At 56.8% G+C, this 16,982-nt stretch carries 11 protein-coding genes and 1 tRNA gene; 6 read left to right on the top strand and 6 right to left on the bottom strand.

From position 1 onward, the window contains the following. Nucleotides 1-66 precede the first annotated feature (66 nt). On the bottom strand, nt 67-987 hold the full coding sequence (locus AC2FJ5_RS05575) for a sugar ABC transporter substrate-binding protein (RefSeq protein ID WP_142635704.1): 921 nt from the start codon (nt 985-987) through the stop codon (nt 67-69). 117 nt (nt 988-1,104) lie between these two features. After that, nucleotides 1,105-2,118: an inositol 2-dehydrogenase gene (gene iolG, locus AC2FJ5_RS05580; RefSeq protein WP_496792732.1), complete on the bottom strand. Its 1,014-nt coding sequence runs from the start codon at nt 2,116-2,118 to the stop codon at nt 1,105-1,107. Nucleotides 2,119-2,483: 365 nt separating this feature from the next. Between iolG and AC2FJ5_RS05585 the strand changes: the two genes are divergently transcribed. Genes AC2FJ5_RS05585 through AC2FJ5_RS05610 form a run of 6 tightly spaced genes read left to right on the top strand, consistent with a single transcriptional unit; the run spans nt 2,484 to nt 13,182 of the window. Then, complete coding sequence (locus tag AC2FJ5_RS05585; RefSeq protein WP_496792734.1) at nt 2,484-3,911, top strand: tyrosinase family protein; 1,428 nt, start codon at nt 2,484-2,486, stop codon at nt 3,909-3,911. Between the two features lie 6 nt (nt 3,912-3,917). Beyond that, nucleotides 3,918-4,619: a copper chaperone gene (locus AC2FJ5_RS05590; RefSeq protein ID WP_496792736.1), complete on the top strand. Its 702-nt coding sequence runs from the start codon at nt 3,918-3,920 to the stop codon at nt 4,617-4,619. Beyond that, nucleotides 4,606-6,213, top strand: a complete 1,608-nt coding sequence (locus tag AC2FJ5_RS05595) for a S8 family peptidase (protein ID WP_496792737.1) — start codon at nt 4,606-4,608, stop codon at nt 6,211-6,213. Before AC2FJ5_RS05590 ends, AC2FJ5_RS05595 begins: the two co-directional genes overlap by 14 nt. Before the next feature lie 7 nt (nt 6,214-6,220). After that, nucleotides 6,221-8,029, top strand: coding sequence for a S1 family peptidase (locus tag AC2FJ5_RS05600; protein ID WP_496792739.1), 1,809 nt, complete (start codon nt 6,221-6,223; stop codon nt 8,027-8,029). Next, nucleotides 8,026-11,148 carry an ATP-binding protein gene (locus tag AC2FJ5_RS05605; protein WP_496700793.1) on the top strand — a complete coding sequence of 1,041 codons (3,123 nt, stop codon included), beginning with the start codon at nt 8,026-8,028 and terminating at the stop codon, nt 11,146-11,148. The genes AC2FJ5_RS05600 and AC2FJ5_RS05605 overlap by 4 nt, the downstream gene beginning before the upstream one ends. Nucleotides 11,149-11,199: 51 nt before the next feature. Beyond that, on the top strand, nt 11,200-13,182 hold the full coding sequence (locus tag AC2FJ5_RS05610; RefSeq protein WP_496792740.1) for a DNA/RNA non-specific endonuclease: 1,983 nt from the start codon (nt 11,200-11,202) through the stop codon (nt 13,180-13,182). A 37-nt stretch (nt 13,183-13,219) separates the two neighbouring features. Here AC2FJ5_RS05610 and AC2FJ5_RS05615 read toward each other — a convergent pair. From AC2FJ5_RS05615 to hutC, 4 genes are all read right to left on the bottom strand, one after another. Further along, nucleotides 13,220-13,297 (bottom strand) — tRNA-Arg (locus tag AC2FJ5_RS05615). A 625-nt stretch (nt 13,298-13,922) separates the two neighbouring features. Continuing rightward, complete coding sequence (locus AC2FJ5_RS05620; RefSeq protein WP_496706291.1) at nt 13,923-15,299, bottom strand: formimidoylglutamate deiminase; 1,377 nt, start codon at nt 15,297-15,299, stop codon at nt 13,923-13,925. A 44-nt stretch (nt 15,300-15,343) separates the two neighbouring features. Next, on the bottom strand, nt 15,344-16,147 hold the full coding sequence (gene hutG, locus AC2FJ5_RS05625) for an N-formylglutamate deformylase (protein WP_496792741.1): 804 nt from the start codon (nt 16,145-16,147) through the stop codon (nt 15,344-15,346). 96 nt (nt 16,148-16,243) lie between these two features. Then, nucleotides 16,244-16,948: a histidine utilization transcriptional repressor HutC gene (hutC, locus tag AC2FJ5_RS05630; protein WP_246097191.1), complete on the bottom strand. Its 705-nt coding sequence runs from the start codon at nt 16,946-16,948 to the stop codon at nt 16,244-16,246. Between the last annotated feature and the right edge of the window lie 34 nt (nt 16,949-16,982).

The following is a 16,982-nucleotide window of genomic DNA, read 5'->3' on the forward strand; positions in this document are numbered from 1 at the left end:
TTCCCTCCCAATTCGGTTGAAACGGCGCACCTGGCGCCGTTTCTGTTTTTCACTGTCCCAAACGGATCAGCGGATACCCTGTGCCGATAGGTCGATAACCTGGGCTGCCTTGTCCTGTGTGATCAGGTTCGGACCCGATGGCACGTTGCCACCTGGCATCAGACCGTATTTGGCATGCAGGCCCATGAAGTTCACAGACAGATAGCCCTGCAGATACTGCTGCTGGTCAATGGCAAATGCCGCATCTCCATCGGCGATGGACTGCAGGAAGTTCGCAGACAGGTCGAACGAGGCCACGTTCACATCACGGCCCGATGCTTTCACAGCCGCTACCGTGGGTTCACCAGCCGAACTTGCACCCAGCGCCATGACTGTGTCGACAGCGTCATTCGCGGCCAGAGCGGCCGAGACCTTCGCTTCGATTTCTGAAGGATCGTTCGAGGTCGGCAGAACTTCTACGCTGCCACCAAAGCCTTCGGCAAAACCGGCGCAACGCAGGTCAAGCGCCACGTTTCCGACTTCGTGGTTCACACAGATCGCATTCGCGCCACCCATCGAAGCCAGCTTTTCGCCTGCGGCCTTGCCCGCATCAAACTCGTCCTGACCGACATGCAGCAATGCGCCCAGCTGTTTGGACACGTCCGAACCCGAGTTGATCGAGATCACTGGAATTCCGGCAGCAACAGCACGTTCGATTGACGGGCCAAGCGCATCGGCATCCGGGATCGAGACAATCAACCCGTCCGGTTCCTGGTTCACGGCGGCGTCGATCAGCTGTGACATCGCAACCATGTCAAAGGTCTCGGGTGCGCGGTATTCCACGTTCACGCCGACATCCTTGCCCGCTTGCTCAACGCCGTTTTTCACGACGTTCCAGAAGGCGTCATTGGCCTGACCATGAGACACAACGACGATCTCCTGCGCGAATGCAGGCGTGGCCATCGCCAGTGCACCAGCTGCCAGTGCGCCTTTAAAGAAATTATTCATATGGTTTCTCCTCCCGTTTGAACAGTGTGTTGGGGTCTTGGCCCCAATCTTCCGATTAAACCGAATCTTCTTCGCCCCGATCCGGGGCGAAGCTGCCCCAAGTTTCCGCATATCCGATCATTTTGCAACCGGTTTCAAAACTTTGGCCAAAACCATCGACTGTCCGGACTGCGCAGAACGGGTTGCGGCCTCGGCCATAGCAAGCGCGGCGACACCGTCGTCCAGAGTTACAGGCACCCCTGATCCAGAATTTACTGACCTAACGAATGCATCCCATTCGGCGCGATAGGCAGACATGTAGCGTTCAAGGAAAAAGTAAGTCGGCTTGGCACCGGTCACGCCATTCGAAGTTGACTTAACCACTGAGTTTTCAAGGATATTTTGCGCCTGAAGCATCCCTTCTGATCCCAACAGTTCAACCCTCTGATCATACCCATAAGCCGCACGCCGAGAGTTTTTGATCACAGCGATCCGGCCATCTGCATAAGTCATTGTCACGACCGCCGTGTCCACATCACCTACGGCACCGATTTCGGGGTCAACAACCGATGTGCCCACTGCCGAGATTACTTCCGGCAGGTCACCCATCAGGAAGTTCGCCATGTCGAAATCATGAATCATCATGTCCCGAAACAGCCCTCCTGATACTTTGACATAGCTCACCGGTGGCGGCGCGGGGTCGAAAGATGTAATGGACAACAACTCGGCCTTGCCGACCTCACCAGCCTCAAACGCGGCCTTCAAAGCAGCGAAATTCGGGTCGAATCGACGATTGAAACCGACCATGACGGGCTGGCCGGTGGCTTTTGCAACGGATTGACAGGCGACAGCCCTATCAAGGCTCAAATCAACCGGCTTCTCGCACAATACCGCTTTCCCGGCTTGGGTGGCCGCTTCGATCAGGTCGGAATGCGTATCCGTCGGCGTGGCGATCAGCACTGCATTTATCGAAGGATCGGAAATAATCTCTTGTGACTGTCGCGCACTGGCCCCGAATTCCTCAGCCAAACGCGCCGACGCTTCGGGCAGTGCATCAGACACCACGCTCAGTTCACTGTAAGGATGCGCCGCAATAGCCTGCGCGTGAACACGCCCAATGCGCCCAGCCCCCAGCAATCCTACTTTTAGCATCCCGCGCCCCCGAATCCCCTTTTTCGACACCACAATGATTCTCTTTGCAACCGGTTGCAAGAACTATTTCACAGTTACACGAATTCACCCTTGTTTTCGGGTACTCGGCAAGTGTGCCCACTGCAGCTGCGGCCGTCCAATTCACAAATAAACAGTAACTGGCGCCTCTGACTTAGAACGCAAGCGAAAGGCCGCGCGTCACCCTGAAATCACCTTGTCTGGGAAACGCGCATTGGCATTGTCAACACCTGCCCAAGCCTACCCTGCTATGGCTTGGATTCATTTTGGTTAACATAAAACCACGCAAGTGTTACACTCGGCGCATTATTAGATTCCAAGATTTATTTGCAGTTTGAGGTATTGTTATGGCCACAAGAATCCGCAAAAACGTTTGGACCCTGCCAGCCAACGACGAAACTCTGATCTGGTATGAGCGTGCTGTCGAAGCTCTCTGGGACCGAGATCTGGAAGACCCGACATCGTGGTTTTTCATGGGCGCAGTTCATGGGCAGCCGCAGAATTTTCCGAACATTCCCGGTTCCGGACAATTCTGGAACCAATGCCAGCACCAAAGCTGGTTCTTCCTGCCCTGGCACCGCGGATATATCACCGCATTTGAGGCCGTCGTCGGCAAAGCCGTCGCCGATCTGGGCGGGCCGCAGGATTGGGCGCTGCCTTATTGGGACTATTCCCAACCCCTGTCAGAAAACCCGAATGCGCGCCGCCTTCCTGTGGCGTTCCGTGAGCCGACCAAGTCAGACGGCACGCGCAACTTCCTGTTTTCCCGCCGACGTGTAGTGGTGAATGGAGATTTCGGATTTCCGGACGACGTAGTGTCGTTGGATGCGTTGGATCATGAAGATTTCACCAATGATACGCCCGGATTCTCATCAGGGTTTGGTGGCCCGCAAACCGGGTTTCACCCCGGCGGTGGGGACAATGGCGCATTGGAAAGCACGCCCCATAACGATATACACGTTTGGATTGGGGGCTCTGGCGGTTTTATGGCAAATCCGGCCACTGCGGCCTTTGATCCGATTTTCTGGCTGCACCATTGCAACATTGATCGGCTATGGGAAGTCTGGCGCAACGCCGACCCGAGCCATGTCGCCCCACCCTCGCCACTGTGGCGCACTGGCCAGACATTCTCGATGCATGATGGCGATGGCGCGGCATTCACCTTCAACAGCGAAGAAATGCTGGACAGCACAAGCGTCCTGCACGGGTTTCAATATGACGGCGTTCCACCAGCAGTAGAACCCGCCATTCCAGCAGAGGAGTTCGTCATGGCAGGCAAGGAACCCGAGCTTGCCGGCGCAAGCGAAGCTCCGGTCAAGTTGCGTGGTGCAATGACCACTGCCGACGTAAAGCTCGACACTTCGGTCGCGCTGATTTCCGGCGCCGAGGCCCCCGGCACTACCCGGCGCGTTCACCTGCATCTTGAGGGGATCAAGGGCCGTGGCATGCCCGGATCTTACCGCGTCATGCTGGATCTTCCGGATGACGCTTTACCGCCAGCGATTATCGGCACCTTGTCGCCGTTCGGCCTTGAACAAGCAAGCAACCCGGACGGCCCACATGGCGGCAACGGCCTTGCGGTGACTTACGAGATCACAAAGCTGGCCTTTGCACTGGGGCTGAGCCAAGGCGACGCCAACAGGTTGCAAATACGGTTTCAACGGATGTTTGATGACAGCGAGGCCTTTGGCCAAGTACCAGGGTTGGAACAGATCGCCCCAACAGAACAGCAGCCAGACATTGAGATCGGCCGCATAAACCTTTATTTCGACTGATCGCCCATGGCGTCGGCTACCGGAATAGATCGCCCTCGCCTGTTTGGACGGGCCGATATCGAAATACGCACGACACTTGGCGTGGCCGCGCTTGCATGGCTTTGGCTTGCTTTGGTGCCCGCGCCATCATTGCATTGGCCGGCGATGGTTCTGGCGATGATGCTTCCAACGCTTGTTCCGCAGATCGCACATGTTCGCGCGCGCAGCTTCGCAGATCGACGATCACGCGCGGCACTTCTGTTTGTTCTGCCATATCTGTTGGCCTGGCTGGTCGCAGGCGCGCTTGCTGCGTTTCTTCTGGCGCCGGTTCTGCACCAAAACGTGTTTGCGCCGTTGGCTTGCCTGTGCGCCGTAGCATGGCAGTTCAGCCCGCAAAAACGCAGCGCATTGAGGAAATGCCACAGCCGTCCGGTCCTGGCCGCCTTTGGTCCTAGTGCCGACCGCGATGTGCTGATCTTTGGGCTGACCTATGCGCGCGATTGCATCACCTCTTGCTTGCCGATGATGCTTGTCATGCTAGGGACTCATGACTTTGCCGTCATGATCTTTTTGACAGTGATCATCCTGTCGGAGCGCGCCGTTCTTCGCCCCGACCCCCGCGCCAGCGCATTCACCCTGTTGCTGACCGCGCTTGCGCTTACGGCGTTGGCCCATGCGCCCCACCATCTTTTGCTTTTGTATAAGGATATTTGCCATGCAGGAATATGACGCCCTAACAAGGTCCGATGTCTCGCTCGACGGCGATCCGCTAGTCATTGAAGTGGTCTCGGATACACCGCAATCCTTGTCGGCTATTCAAGAACGTGTGGGTAGTGCACTTCCTGATGTTGCCACCAGTACCCAAGCGGTCTTCGACGCAGATGCGGATCGGTTTTTCTTTGTTGAATTCCCTGAGATCGATCCAAAAGGCCAAGAGCGTGAGGTTTTTGCATTTGGCCGTGCCCTCCGTATGGCGCTGGACGTAGCCGAGGCCAACCCGGTCTTGCCAGACAGCCTGTACGGGGCTGCACATGTGGGTACGGAAAGCTTTCTCAGTTTCTGCGAAACCAAGCGCGACAACTCTCGGCCCTATGGCTGGCACCACAAACGGATCAAGACACCGCTGGCCTGGCAGCACACCCGGGGTCAGGGTAGCAAAGTCGCGGTGATCGACACGGGCTATTCCGACCATAGCGAACTGGCCGGCGTGATCGAAACCAACGGCATGTGGAATTTTGTCGAAGGGAACGGGGATGCGCGTGACCGGTTTTCAGGCGGCGTCCTTAAACATCCCGGTCATGGCACGCTTGTCACCTCGGTCGTCGGATCGCGGGGCGGGGCCGATATGAATGGCGACACCACGTCGCCGGGGGCGATAACCGGTACGGCCCCTGCGGCCAAGGTTCTGCCGATCCGGGCGATCAAATCGGTGATCGACATGACCCAGCTGCGTATTCCTGCGGCAATCTCTCATGCGGTCAGCCAAAACGCCGATGTCATCGTGATGGCGCTTGGCGGGCCGGTGCGGGTCTCTTCAACCGAACAGGCGTTGCGCAATGCGGTACAGGCCGGATTGGTCATCGTCTGCGCCGCGGGCAACTGCTATCCGAACGTGGTCTTTCCCGCCGCCTATGCATCACTGGAAATCTGCACAGCGGTCGCTGCTCTGCAGCCCGACAGACGCCCCTGGCGCAAAACTGGGCGTGGCCCCGAGGTCAGCTTTTCGGCCTATGGCGAAAACGTGTGGGGCGCGGCCAAGAACAAGGCGACCGACCCAAACTCGGGTATCCGCGCCAGCCAGGGTACCACGCTTGCCACCTCAATGACTGGAGGCGTTGCAGCGCTGTGGGTCGCACATCACGGCGGTCGGGCGGCGCTGTTGCAAAAGGCCCAGAATGCTGGGACCACCGTTCAGGCGATGTGGTTGCACTGTGCCAAACACGGGATGAGCAAGCCAGCCGTCTGGAACGGCGCCACCGATCTTGGCGCGGGCATCATCAATGCCCAGGCGGTCCTGAATGCGCCACTGCCAACAGGCGCTGAAAGTCCGGCAGCACCCGACCCGAATGCAACCCCGACATTGAACATTCTGGTCTCGCATCTTGCGGGAACAGACAGCACCGCCGCCGGAGAAATTACCCCAGACATGGCCGATTACGCCAATGAGATCATCTGGCTCAGCTATCGTCGCGGGGCCCGGAAGCGTATCGTCGAAAGCGATGGTGGGGCCGAGGCCATGGTTGGCGAAGACGCCCCGACCCCGGGCTTGGACACCGCATTGTCGGACAAACCGGCCCTCAGCGCCTATTTGGGCATGGGATAAGCCACGGATGGTGAATGCAGCGCATATCCGGATTGCAATCCGAAAGCATGAACCGATTGTGCGTCATGCTTTGACTGCGCTGTTTCCCGACCCTGATGACCCGGTGAATTATGAAGCCGTCGAGGAAAGTGTAGACGAAGATATCGGCGAAACGCTTGCCGATGTCTTGCTGGAAATTCTGGTCGACGCTGCGAAGGTCAAGCAGTTCCTCAATTTTCTTCGCGCGCGCGGCGCGGACCCTGTGCCGCGCGACCGTAACCTGATTTTTGCCGAAAACATCGCTCGGTTTGACGGCACCCTGATCGGCACACCGGCGAATAATTCGTTCGACTTTGCTGCATTGGGCGATTTTGCCCCGCGCGCTGAAAGCTTTCGCTGTCAGATCTGGATCAACAACACATTCGAAGGTTCTGGAGCGTTTGTGGCCCCGAACCTTGTGCTGACCGCAGCCCATGTCCTGGATGCTCTTAGCACCGTACCCGCCGGGGTTGATCCACGCCTTGAGATTCTTGCCTCGGACGAAAAGCGGTATGCTGCAAAATGCGTAAAGCTTTGGCCCTATCACAACAGTGAAAAGGCCGGAAACCTGCCGCCGGGCGATGAGGTGGACATCGCGCTGCTGCGGATATTCCTGCCGCTGGGGCATACCTATGGCAGTGTCGATGTGACCGGCGATCCCCCCGATTTTGAGGGTGCAGACCTGTTCACATTGGTCCACTACCCCGAAGGTGTCACCAAGGGGTTCATGCCCGGCAAAGTGCACCGAGAACCTGGCGCCAAGCGGTTCCCTCATGACATCGACACATCCGGCGGGTCATCCGGTGGCCCCGGTTTTGACAGCCAATTCAGGTTTTTGGGCATCCACCAGGGCAAATGGGAGACAACCAAACGGCTTGTCCCTTTCGAGCAGTTCCACGATGACCCCGACTTCCAAGATCTGATCAGCAAGAACTCGAAACAGCGGGACATGTGGTCGCTGAGCCGCGACATTGACGGGACCATCATCATCGGCCGCAACCAATTCGTATCCGGGCTTGCCCATATGCTGGATCATCCCAAATCCAAACTGCGTGGGATCTGGATCAGGCGCGAGGATACGACGTCTATTCGTGGTCTCGGATTCAGCTATGACATGCTGGAATCCTATCTGCTGATGCAAGAAGCACCTAACGCCGCGCCGCAACATCGTTGCATCCGATTGGGGCCGACCCTGAATACGGACGATTTGCTTGCTGATCTTGCCGAGAAGGTCAACGGGACCGTCGCCTCGCCAGACGCTGCTGCTGGAACAACCGCCGCCCAGACTACCGATGTTGCATTCGAAGGCAGCCGCGTGGAGACCCTGATTGCTGACATGGATCAGGCCGCCAAAACCGCAGGGCAAACATGGTGGATCTATTTCGACAACCCGCCCGAAGGGCTCTCACCACGTGCCCAGGTACAGTTCGAGCATATCGCCAAATGCTTGCCCACATCCGAGAATCTGCGCCTGATCCTCGCAGGCTATGAGACCTATCGCCTGTCGCCCCTGCGTTTTGCCAATGTCGGCGCTGTCGACGGCGCGCAGCGCAGCGGCCTATTGGTGGAAGAGCTGGGACCATTCACACGTAGCGATGTTGAGGCTACAATTAACAGCATGATCACTTCGCTTGACCCGGCAAAAGAGCTGACACCGGCTGCTCGACGGGCAATGGTGGACTCTGCTCTGGCCGGGTTGAGCCCTGACAACACAGGTGAATTCGATGGCGAACATCTGGAAACCGTTGTCACCCGTGTTCGCCAAGAGGCCAAACGCTTTCTGGAGATAGAAGAATGAACCAGGCGCAGGAAGAACTCCGTTCGCGTCTGCTGCGCGCCGCAGCCCTTCGCGGGGCATTTGAACCACGGCAGCTTATGCGCGAGGTGCTTAGCGAAGATGAGTACGGCAACCGGGTGCTACGGGCCCGGCTGATGTCATCCCTGCGCGAGTTGAGCCATGTTGATAAGTCGGGCAGCTCTACGAAATGGATACTGCGCCTGACTGCACGACATCGCGAATTGTCCGGGATCGAAGAGTTCGACTCGGCGGCAACGCAGACCGATATCGTGCAGGCTCTGTCGGGACGAGAAGGTTTCGCACCGGGCGCTCTGGATCACCTTATCGAGGCGGAAACAGATGAACAAAACCTGTCGCAGCACCTTGTCACGTTAGAGCGTGCAGGCCAAAAAGCGCCGGGATATGACCGCCTGTTCAGGCTGCGCAGCCGATTGAACCTGCTCAGACGCGAGCGCCGGTCAAAAGAGCGCCTGGGTGAAAAATTCGTGGGGCGTGTCAGCGAAATCGACAAGATTCAACGCTGGATCGACCACCCTATGCGCTCGGCCCCTTTGAAAACCCTGCATATCGAAGGTCAGTACGGGATCGGAAAATCCTACCTGCTGGAACGCATCATCCAGATTACAAGCGAACGCGAAGACGTCATCCTGATCCGGCTGGATTTCGATCAGCCTTCATTGCAGACCGGTCCAATCTTTGAAGAGATCTCGCGTCAGATCGGTACCGCAATACCCCAAGCGGCCCCCGAACTCCGCAAATTGCGGTTGCGCTATTCCGAACAGGTCACACGGGAGATATACGAAAGCTCGGACCTTACACCGCGTCAGTTGATCCGGGCGATGATCAATGCGGTGGCTGATGCCGGTCTGCGCCTGGTTATCCTGCTGGATACGCTCGAAGTATTGCATGGTCAGGGCGCGACCTTCGTGAATAACCTCATGAACGATCTGGATCGCTTTGTCGAAAAGGAACAGATCGAAGTATCGATCATCTCAGCCGGTCGCGGGCCGATTTTCGGCGAAGATCACCCAAGACGGGGCGAATACATCAAGCTCGACCAGATCGAAGACGAGTTGGTCAATCAAACGCTGGATGAGGCCGGAATCCCCGAGGAATTCCGCGATCAGATCATTTTGCGCTGTCAGGGCAATCCGTTGAAATTGCGGCTGCTGATTGACGAGGTGCAGACCGAGGGCCGATTGGCCGAAGTCACCGAAGACGAGAATGACCCGATTGCCGCGGGCATCGTGAACCGGGCCATCACATCGCGCCTGCCAGTACACCTACGTGGCATTGCCAATTACGGCTTGGTTCTAAGCGAGATAAACGCCGACAACCTGAACGGCATCGTTGCACCGGCGCTTGGGCTGGGTGACCTCAGCAGCGAAGCAGGCACAATCGTCGCGGATCTTGGCCTGCAATCCTGGCTGATGGACGCCGCCACCGAAGGTCAACTGACCCATAAGGCCGATATGCGGCGGGACCTGTTGGAACCGACCTACAGCCAAAGCCCCATCGAAACCGCGCAGGTCAACCGCGCGGCCTGTGCGTATTACGCCGACCGCGATCCGCTGCTGTTCCTGTACCATTCGCTTCAGCTTATGCGCGTCGGAGAAGCCCCTCCAAGCATCAATCCCTCACTGGCTGAACGCTTCCCCGAACAGCTGTTGAAAGAGCTGCCAATCGACGCGCAGGACCTGATCCGTCAAGCTCGCGGCCAGCGCTCGGCCCCGGTGCAAGAAACCAAACAACGGGAATACGGCGCCACTGGGCTGGACAGCGGTTCTGAACTTCCCCCCGAAGACCTTGTACAGGTTGAGTCCAAGGCCGCGACGGCACGAGCACGGATCGTCAAAGGTCGCGGTTATGTGGCCGCACCAGATAGTCGCGCAGTCAAAGACCTGCGAGCGATGTTGGAGCAGGGCCAGCGCCGCGAGGCAACACATATCATACGCGAAGGATTGAAAGGCGCCTATGATCCGGCAAGCGAAGTTGGCATCCTGATCCTGTGCCACAACTGGCAGAGCGGTCATTGGTCCATGGCGCGAAGCCTATTCAATTTGTTGCCAGCAGATACCTTGCTGAGAGAGGCACAACAAAGGCCCGAACTGGAAGGCCGGATGCTCCTAGAGATTTATGCCGAGTTTGAATTCGAAGAGCTCGTTAACCGACTCCGCGATAAGGACTTTCGCGACATAGCTCTTCGCGTCGTGAACAGCTCGTCTCGAATTGGAATGCAGTCAGCAGCGCTTGAATTCGCTCTTCTGGCAACGGGTATGAGTTTTGAGGGTGATCATGAGGTTCTGGGCCTGATCGCCCCCTATCTGGATCACGGCCCACGCGAGCTGACCTATGAAAGGCTCCGCTATGCGGCGGGTATCCGTCAGGAGTTCGGGCTGGAATATTCAGAGCCGGACATGCCCGACCCCGCTTTACCGACGGATGATTACGGGCTCGCGTTGGCCCCATTGAATCCCTATTTCGACCGGATGCTGGCGCTTGTGGAAGAGTTTCAAGCAAGTGGCCGGGGTCGTGTTCTGCGCGATTTGTCCAACCTTGCCACCGGCCTTTATGAAGCGGCTGACATTTTTGCCCCGGGTTTACAGGGAATCAACAATGCGATGTCCCAGCTGTCAGAGCGTCCAACGGATGTGATTTCGCTATTGCGCGCGATGGGCCTTACCGCTGATTGGGCCGAGGGGTACAGTTTTTACCACCCGATCCCTGACTTGCCAACGCTCGCACGCGCGGCAAGACGTTGGCAACAAGTCATCGGCGGCTATTGGGCCTTCCCCTCACCACCGCCACCAGAATGGAATTCCACACGGAAATGGAGCGACCTGACATCAAGTCGAACCGTCGACCTTTTGGAACGCGGCAGTCATGGTCTGGCAGACCGAGTTCTAAACTTCTGGGCGGATCCTTTGAACGAAGGGCGCGGTAAGTCCACTCAAACCCTGCAACGCCGCCTTGCACCAGTTGCTCGGGGGCTCACCCATGGTTCAGGAACAGAGGAAATCCTTGGTTGGCTTACCAAAAGCCGGGCGCCCGTGGTGTTTCATCCGGCACTGACCATGTTTGCCGAAACAGGGCGGGGGCCAAAATACCTCGATCCCTAGAGGCAGATCGACTGAGTTTGAAAACTTCATATTAGCTGAGGAACCAATGCCATGAGCGATTTCGAAAAGGAAACATTCAGCCGGCTGGAAGGCCTTGGAAATGCCGGAACAATCGACAAGGCGCGTGAGGTTCTGGATACCAGTCCGGGCATTCTTGGCGAAATGGGCCTGACACCGGATCGTGCCCGTGAATTGATGGGCGCGCAGATGAATAAGCTGGAAAGCTTTGGCTCTACGCCCTCGCAACTTGAAGCCATCGTGCGCGCGGTCGGACGTCCGCCCCTGATCGTGCGCGGCGGCAAGGTTGAAGGCAAACAATCGCTGTCATCCGACTTTCCGCCGGATATCGACATTCGTATCGGCAAGGCCGAAGACAATATCGCCTCGGTCGGGCGGATCGAGTTTATCAATCATGACTTTAGCTGGGGTGGCACTGGCTGGGTGATCGAAAAGAAGGACGACCATCTGCTGATCATCACCAATCGCCATGTTGCCAAGCTGGTCGCGCGGCGCAGTTTCCTGGGCGATGGTGTCTTCATGTTTGCCCCTGGCAATGCCCGCTATGGCGCCCGGATAGATTTCCTCGAAGAGGTCGGCGCGGCACAAGACCCCGAACGGCTTTTCGACATTCGCAAGTTCACCTATATCGCCGAAGATGCGGCCGCAGATATCGCGCTTGGAAAGATCGACCTGCCCGCAGATACGGCCAATTTCACGCCTGCGCCGATCCCGCGCGCCGATACGGATGCCCAGCACGGCGAATGCGTCGCGGTGATCGGGTATCCCGCCAAGGATTCCCTGCGCAATGACCCCACGCAGATGTCCAACTATTTCAACGACCTGTATGACGTGAAACGCTTTTCGCCCGGATTTCTCATCGAAGATGGCGGCGTGACGATCCTGCGCCATGACTGCACGACTTTGGGCGGCAACTCGGGCTCGCCTGTGATCTCGTTGGACAGCGGCAAAGCAGTTGGTCTGCATTATGCAGGTACCTTCGGCGTCGGAAACTCGGCGGTCAGGATCAGCACGGTCAACGCATTGTTGGACGGGGCGGTGCCGACCTCGATCCCCGGAACTGAAATCGTCCGGCCAGAACGACCTGACGGAAACCATGACGCAGACCATTTTGAACCGCGCGACGGGTACAACCCGGACTTCCTTCAGGTGGCAGAGGTCCCTCTGCCGGTGGTACCGAATGCGTTTGGGCTTGCCACTCCGTCGGATGCGACCCCGGAACGCCCCAACGAATTGCGCTATCAGAATTTCGGCATTCTCTATTCTGCGACTTTCAAAACACCGATCATTGCCGCGCTGAATATCGATGGTGCCAAGACCCGACCGCAAAAACGAGGTAGCGACAAGTGGTTCGCTGACCTGCGCATCCCAGCAAATGTCCAACTCGGCAAAGAGGATTATGATCACGCGGATATTGACCGGGGCCACCTGGTTCGCCGTGCGGCGACAAATTGGGGTGACGATGATGCACAGGCCAAACAGGCCAATGATGACAGCTTTCACTATACCGCTGCTGCCCCGCAGCACCGGGCCTTTAATCGGAGCCACGCGCAATGGTTGGGTCTTGAGAACTTTATCATGACAAATGTGCGCACACATGGATTCAAAGCCTGCGTGTTCACCGGACCAATCCTGACCGGTGACGAGCCGATGTTGAAAGATACCGGATCGCCGGTACCCCTGAAGTTCTTCAAGCTTGTGACCATGCTGGCCGAAGAGGATGGCAGCGAAGGCATTCTTCGCCTTCATTCCACCGCCTATGTGCTCAGCCAGGTTGAGGTCATCCAGCAGATGCTCTCGAACGAGGGGAGCGTGGAATCTGTCGGTGGATTTGAGTTTGGTGCCTATAAGACATTCCAGATCCGCGTCCGGGATTTGGAAAAATTAACCGGGCTGAACTTTGGACCCCTTAGCGATGCCGACCCATTGGCGCAGCGTCTGACCGATGCAGAAAGCCTGGCGGGCCAACCACGTCCGATCGTCACAGTCGAGAGCTTTGCCAACGTCGTAATCTGAGAGTGGCGGATGCATACTCAATTAGGAATTGTGCATTTGGCGAGCCGTGGAGGACTCGAACCCCCGACCTGAGAATTAGAAGTTCCCTGCTCTAATCCAGCTGAGCTAACGGCCCGCTCATATTCTGGCTGTATCAGCCAAATCCCTCGCCTTGTCAACTTGATGGAGAGATGAGGTTTTGGGGCAAAAAACCTCTCTGATTTCAGCATTATCTCTAACCGGAGCAAGCTTATACAGGTACCTTGATTGCTGGGTGAACTGCACCTCGAAGCCATGCCTCAAAAGGCCTTTACCGAGTCGAACTTACCAGACTAATTCAGGCCGCATATGCAGCCTGTCACGATGACGGAATACATCGGCAAACTGGGATGCCGCCACCTGCATCACTGCAATTTGATATTGCGCCGCGCAGTGGCAGACCTGTTTGATCAGATCTTCCGCAGATCCCAGCTGATTGCGGTGGCCGGAATTGTTAATAGCACCGCACACATGCCCAGACCCGTCATTGGGGGGTACGGTGATCCAGTTCCGTTTCGCTCAGATCCGCCAGCATCACGCGCGCAATTGATGTGACAAGGTACGGAAGGCGCGAACCAACTGGAATGTTCGAATCCAATGGGCTGGGTGACAGAAAATTCCTTGGCGATCTCGGACAATGTTTTCAGCCTGACCAGCACCAAGTGCCCCAAGGTTCTTAAGCTCGCGCAGTAATGAGTTCCGTTGGTTCTATTCACCCTTCATCATAGTTTTTGCGCCAACCGACGCATGGTGGAAATATATCCGGCGTCGATGGACTCGTGATCGGGGTGCTGACCATCTTCAATGACCTTTTGACCAGCAACATAGACGGCAATGATTTCTGCCTGCTGACCCGAGAACATGTGGAAATCCAGCACGGCTTCGGGCGACACCGCCGCCATCAGACCATTCCTATCGTAAGACAATTCTACAAAATCAGCACGGCACCCTTCTGCGATACGGCCGATATTGCGCCCGGCTGCACGTGCTCCACCTTGGGCGGCGGCTTGCCAGAGATAACCGCCGACATTGGGCATGTCCTTGGAGCACATAACATTGCGCTGCCGGTGCAGCAGGCGCTGACTATATTCCAGTGTGCGCAGCTCCTGAACTGCCTGGGTACAGATGTTGCTGTCCGAGCCGATACCAAAATGGCCATTTGCTGCCACGAAATCGACCGCCCGGAAAATCCCGTCTCCAAGATTTGATTCCGTCAGCGGGCACAGACCCACGGTCGCACCCGAAGCGGCAATGGCCGCAACCTCGGCGTCATCCAGATGGGTGGCATGGATCAGGCACCACGCGGCGTCAATCTGGACCTGGTCCATCAGCGCCGAAACAGAGCGTTTGCCACTATGGGCGATACTGTCTTCCACCTCTTTGGTCTGTTCGGCCACATGGATGTGAACTGGACACCCCGGCAACTGGTCTTGCCGAAGCTCCATAAGCCATGACATTTCATCCTCGGTTACGGCGCGCAAGGAATGCGGGGCGATTCCGAGGTTAAGCTTTTCATGCTGCTGCTTCAGGGTTTCGATCAGCAAAGCGTATTGATCACGTGCATTGGTGAAACGCCTCTGAGCATCTTGCGGAGACACGCCGCCGAAATTTGCGTGTGCATAAAACACCGGAAGATGCGTCAGGCTGAGGCTCGTTCGATCTGCAGCAGAGACAATAGCAGAAGACAGCTCCTCAGGTTGGGCGTAGCGCGCTCCATCCTCTTCATTGTGCAGATAATGAAACTCGACAATCTCGGTATAACCGCCTTTGAGCAATTCCATATACAGCTTGGCAGTGATTGCCTGCAGGTCCTCGGGCGATACGTTATGAGCGAAATAATACATCATTTCGCGCCAGGACCAGAAGCTGTCGACCGGATTCCGGCGCACTTCTGATAACCCCGCCATCGCGTATTGAAAGGAATGACTGTGCAGGTTGGGCATGCCCGGCACAACCGGGCTTTCAATCACCGGATAGGCGTTGGGATTGTCGTCCGCGACCAGTGCTCCGAACTCACCAGATTCCGTAACGGTTACGGAGATATTGCTAAGCCAGCCCTGGTCCGTCAGTGCCTGTTTGAAATGAAATCCAGTTGTCATCCACTTTCCTTTACTTGGATGCCGTATCGGCGAGTCTGTTTGGGTCATCCATGGGTGGTGTTAACTTCTTCCAGCAACGCGGTAACAAGGTTCTTGATCGCGGCGCCAAGCACCTCTGCCTTAGGGGGCACAAGGTCCCAAGGGGCGTGCTCGATCATATAGGTGGACTGTGCAATTTCGAGTTGCAGCGCATGAATGTTCTGGTCGGGTTGGCCATAGTGCCGGGTAATATAGCCTCCCTTAAAGCGGCCGTTTTTGACAAAGCTGTATTGGCCGGACCCCAGCGATCTTTCGGCGCAGGCCTCAAAGCGCGCGGCTGTGCTGGCCCCGCTATTTGTGCCCAGATTCAAATCCGGCAGCACCCCATCAAACAGCCTTGGCACTTCGGAACGGATGGAATGCAGATCCAACAGAATGCAGGTGCCAAACTGCGCCCTGATCCGCAGAATCTCAGCCTTGAGAGCCTGATGATACGGTCCCCAATAGGATTGGATGCGCGCCTGTGTCTCCTGCCCATCTGGCTCTTGCCCTTCCAGATAAAGCGGCTGACCGTCAAAATCGATTTGCGATATCAGGCCGGTTGTCGGACCGGAATAAAGCGGCGCGTCATCAGCTGAACGGTTCAGGTCCACCACATAGCGCGAATACTGCGCCGCCATGACACCCACACCCAATTCGGCACAAGGCAGCGCCAGCTTGTCCATGTGCCAATCCGTATCCTTCAGCTCCAGCGCGGCGGGTCGCAAACGGCGTTCTACCTCCGGATGCAGCAAGGTTCCGGCATGTGGGACATTCAGCAAAATCGGCGTTGAACCCGCCTTAAACGTCATCAGATTCTGAACAGCCATCGCGTTCCCTTTGTTTGATGTTCTGTCAGCCCATAATTCGGCGGACCGACGAAAACCGACATTTTTTACCGCCCCAAAAGCTGGACTCCGGTCAGATCAGAGATGCGTCGTCATCCGGTATCCCGGCGCAAAGTAAAGCTTGGCATATGTCACCGGCGCGCGACGCAGCCAGGTAATGCGTTCGGCAGTAAAGATCGGGTCGCCAGGTGGCGTGTCCAGGAACTTGGAGATTTCACCATCAGCCTTGGTCGCCATGAAACTAAGCTCCAGATTGCTGAATGGTACCCTGTTAACCAACCAGTCATTCGGCCCCGATTGTTCGAAACTTTCCTCCAACACTTCAGGTACAACGTCGGCAACAATCCATCGCACCTCAAGCTGAAACGCTACGTTGTCGGCATAATGCATACATCGCAGGTGCAAGACGTCCTGCTCTTTTTTCAGGTCGAGGCGTGATGCCAGCCAGGACGGTGCGGGTTGCACCTCTCGGTCCACCAAAGAGTACCGATAGGCCGCACCGGTGGCTGTTATCTCGTCACGCACCAAAGGGATCGCAAATTGCGCCTTTCTGATGGGAGAATTCAGAACCCGCGTGCCGGCCTTGCGTTTTCTTTCCAGGTATCCTTCTTCGGCAAGCTCTCTCAACGCCCGGTTGACCGTTGTTCGTGTACTTGAGAATTCAGCGGCCAAATCCATCTCGCTTGGCAAAATGGAATCCGGGCTCCAGATACCGGTTTGGATTCGATCCAAAACCACCTGCTTGATGTCCCGAAAGCTCATGTTCCCCTGAGGTCTTGCCATAAAACTCCCCAACTCAAAAACCGGCCTTAATTGG

It is taken from the genome of Ruegeria sp. CDSA221, from assembly GCF_059611825.1.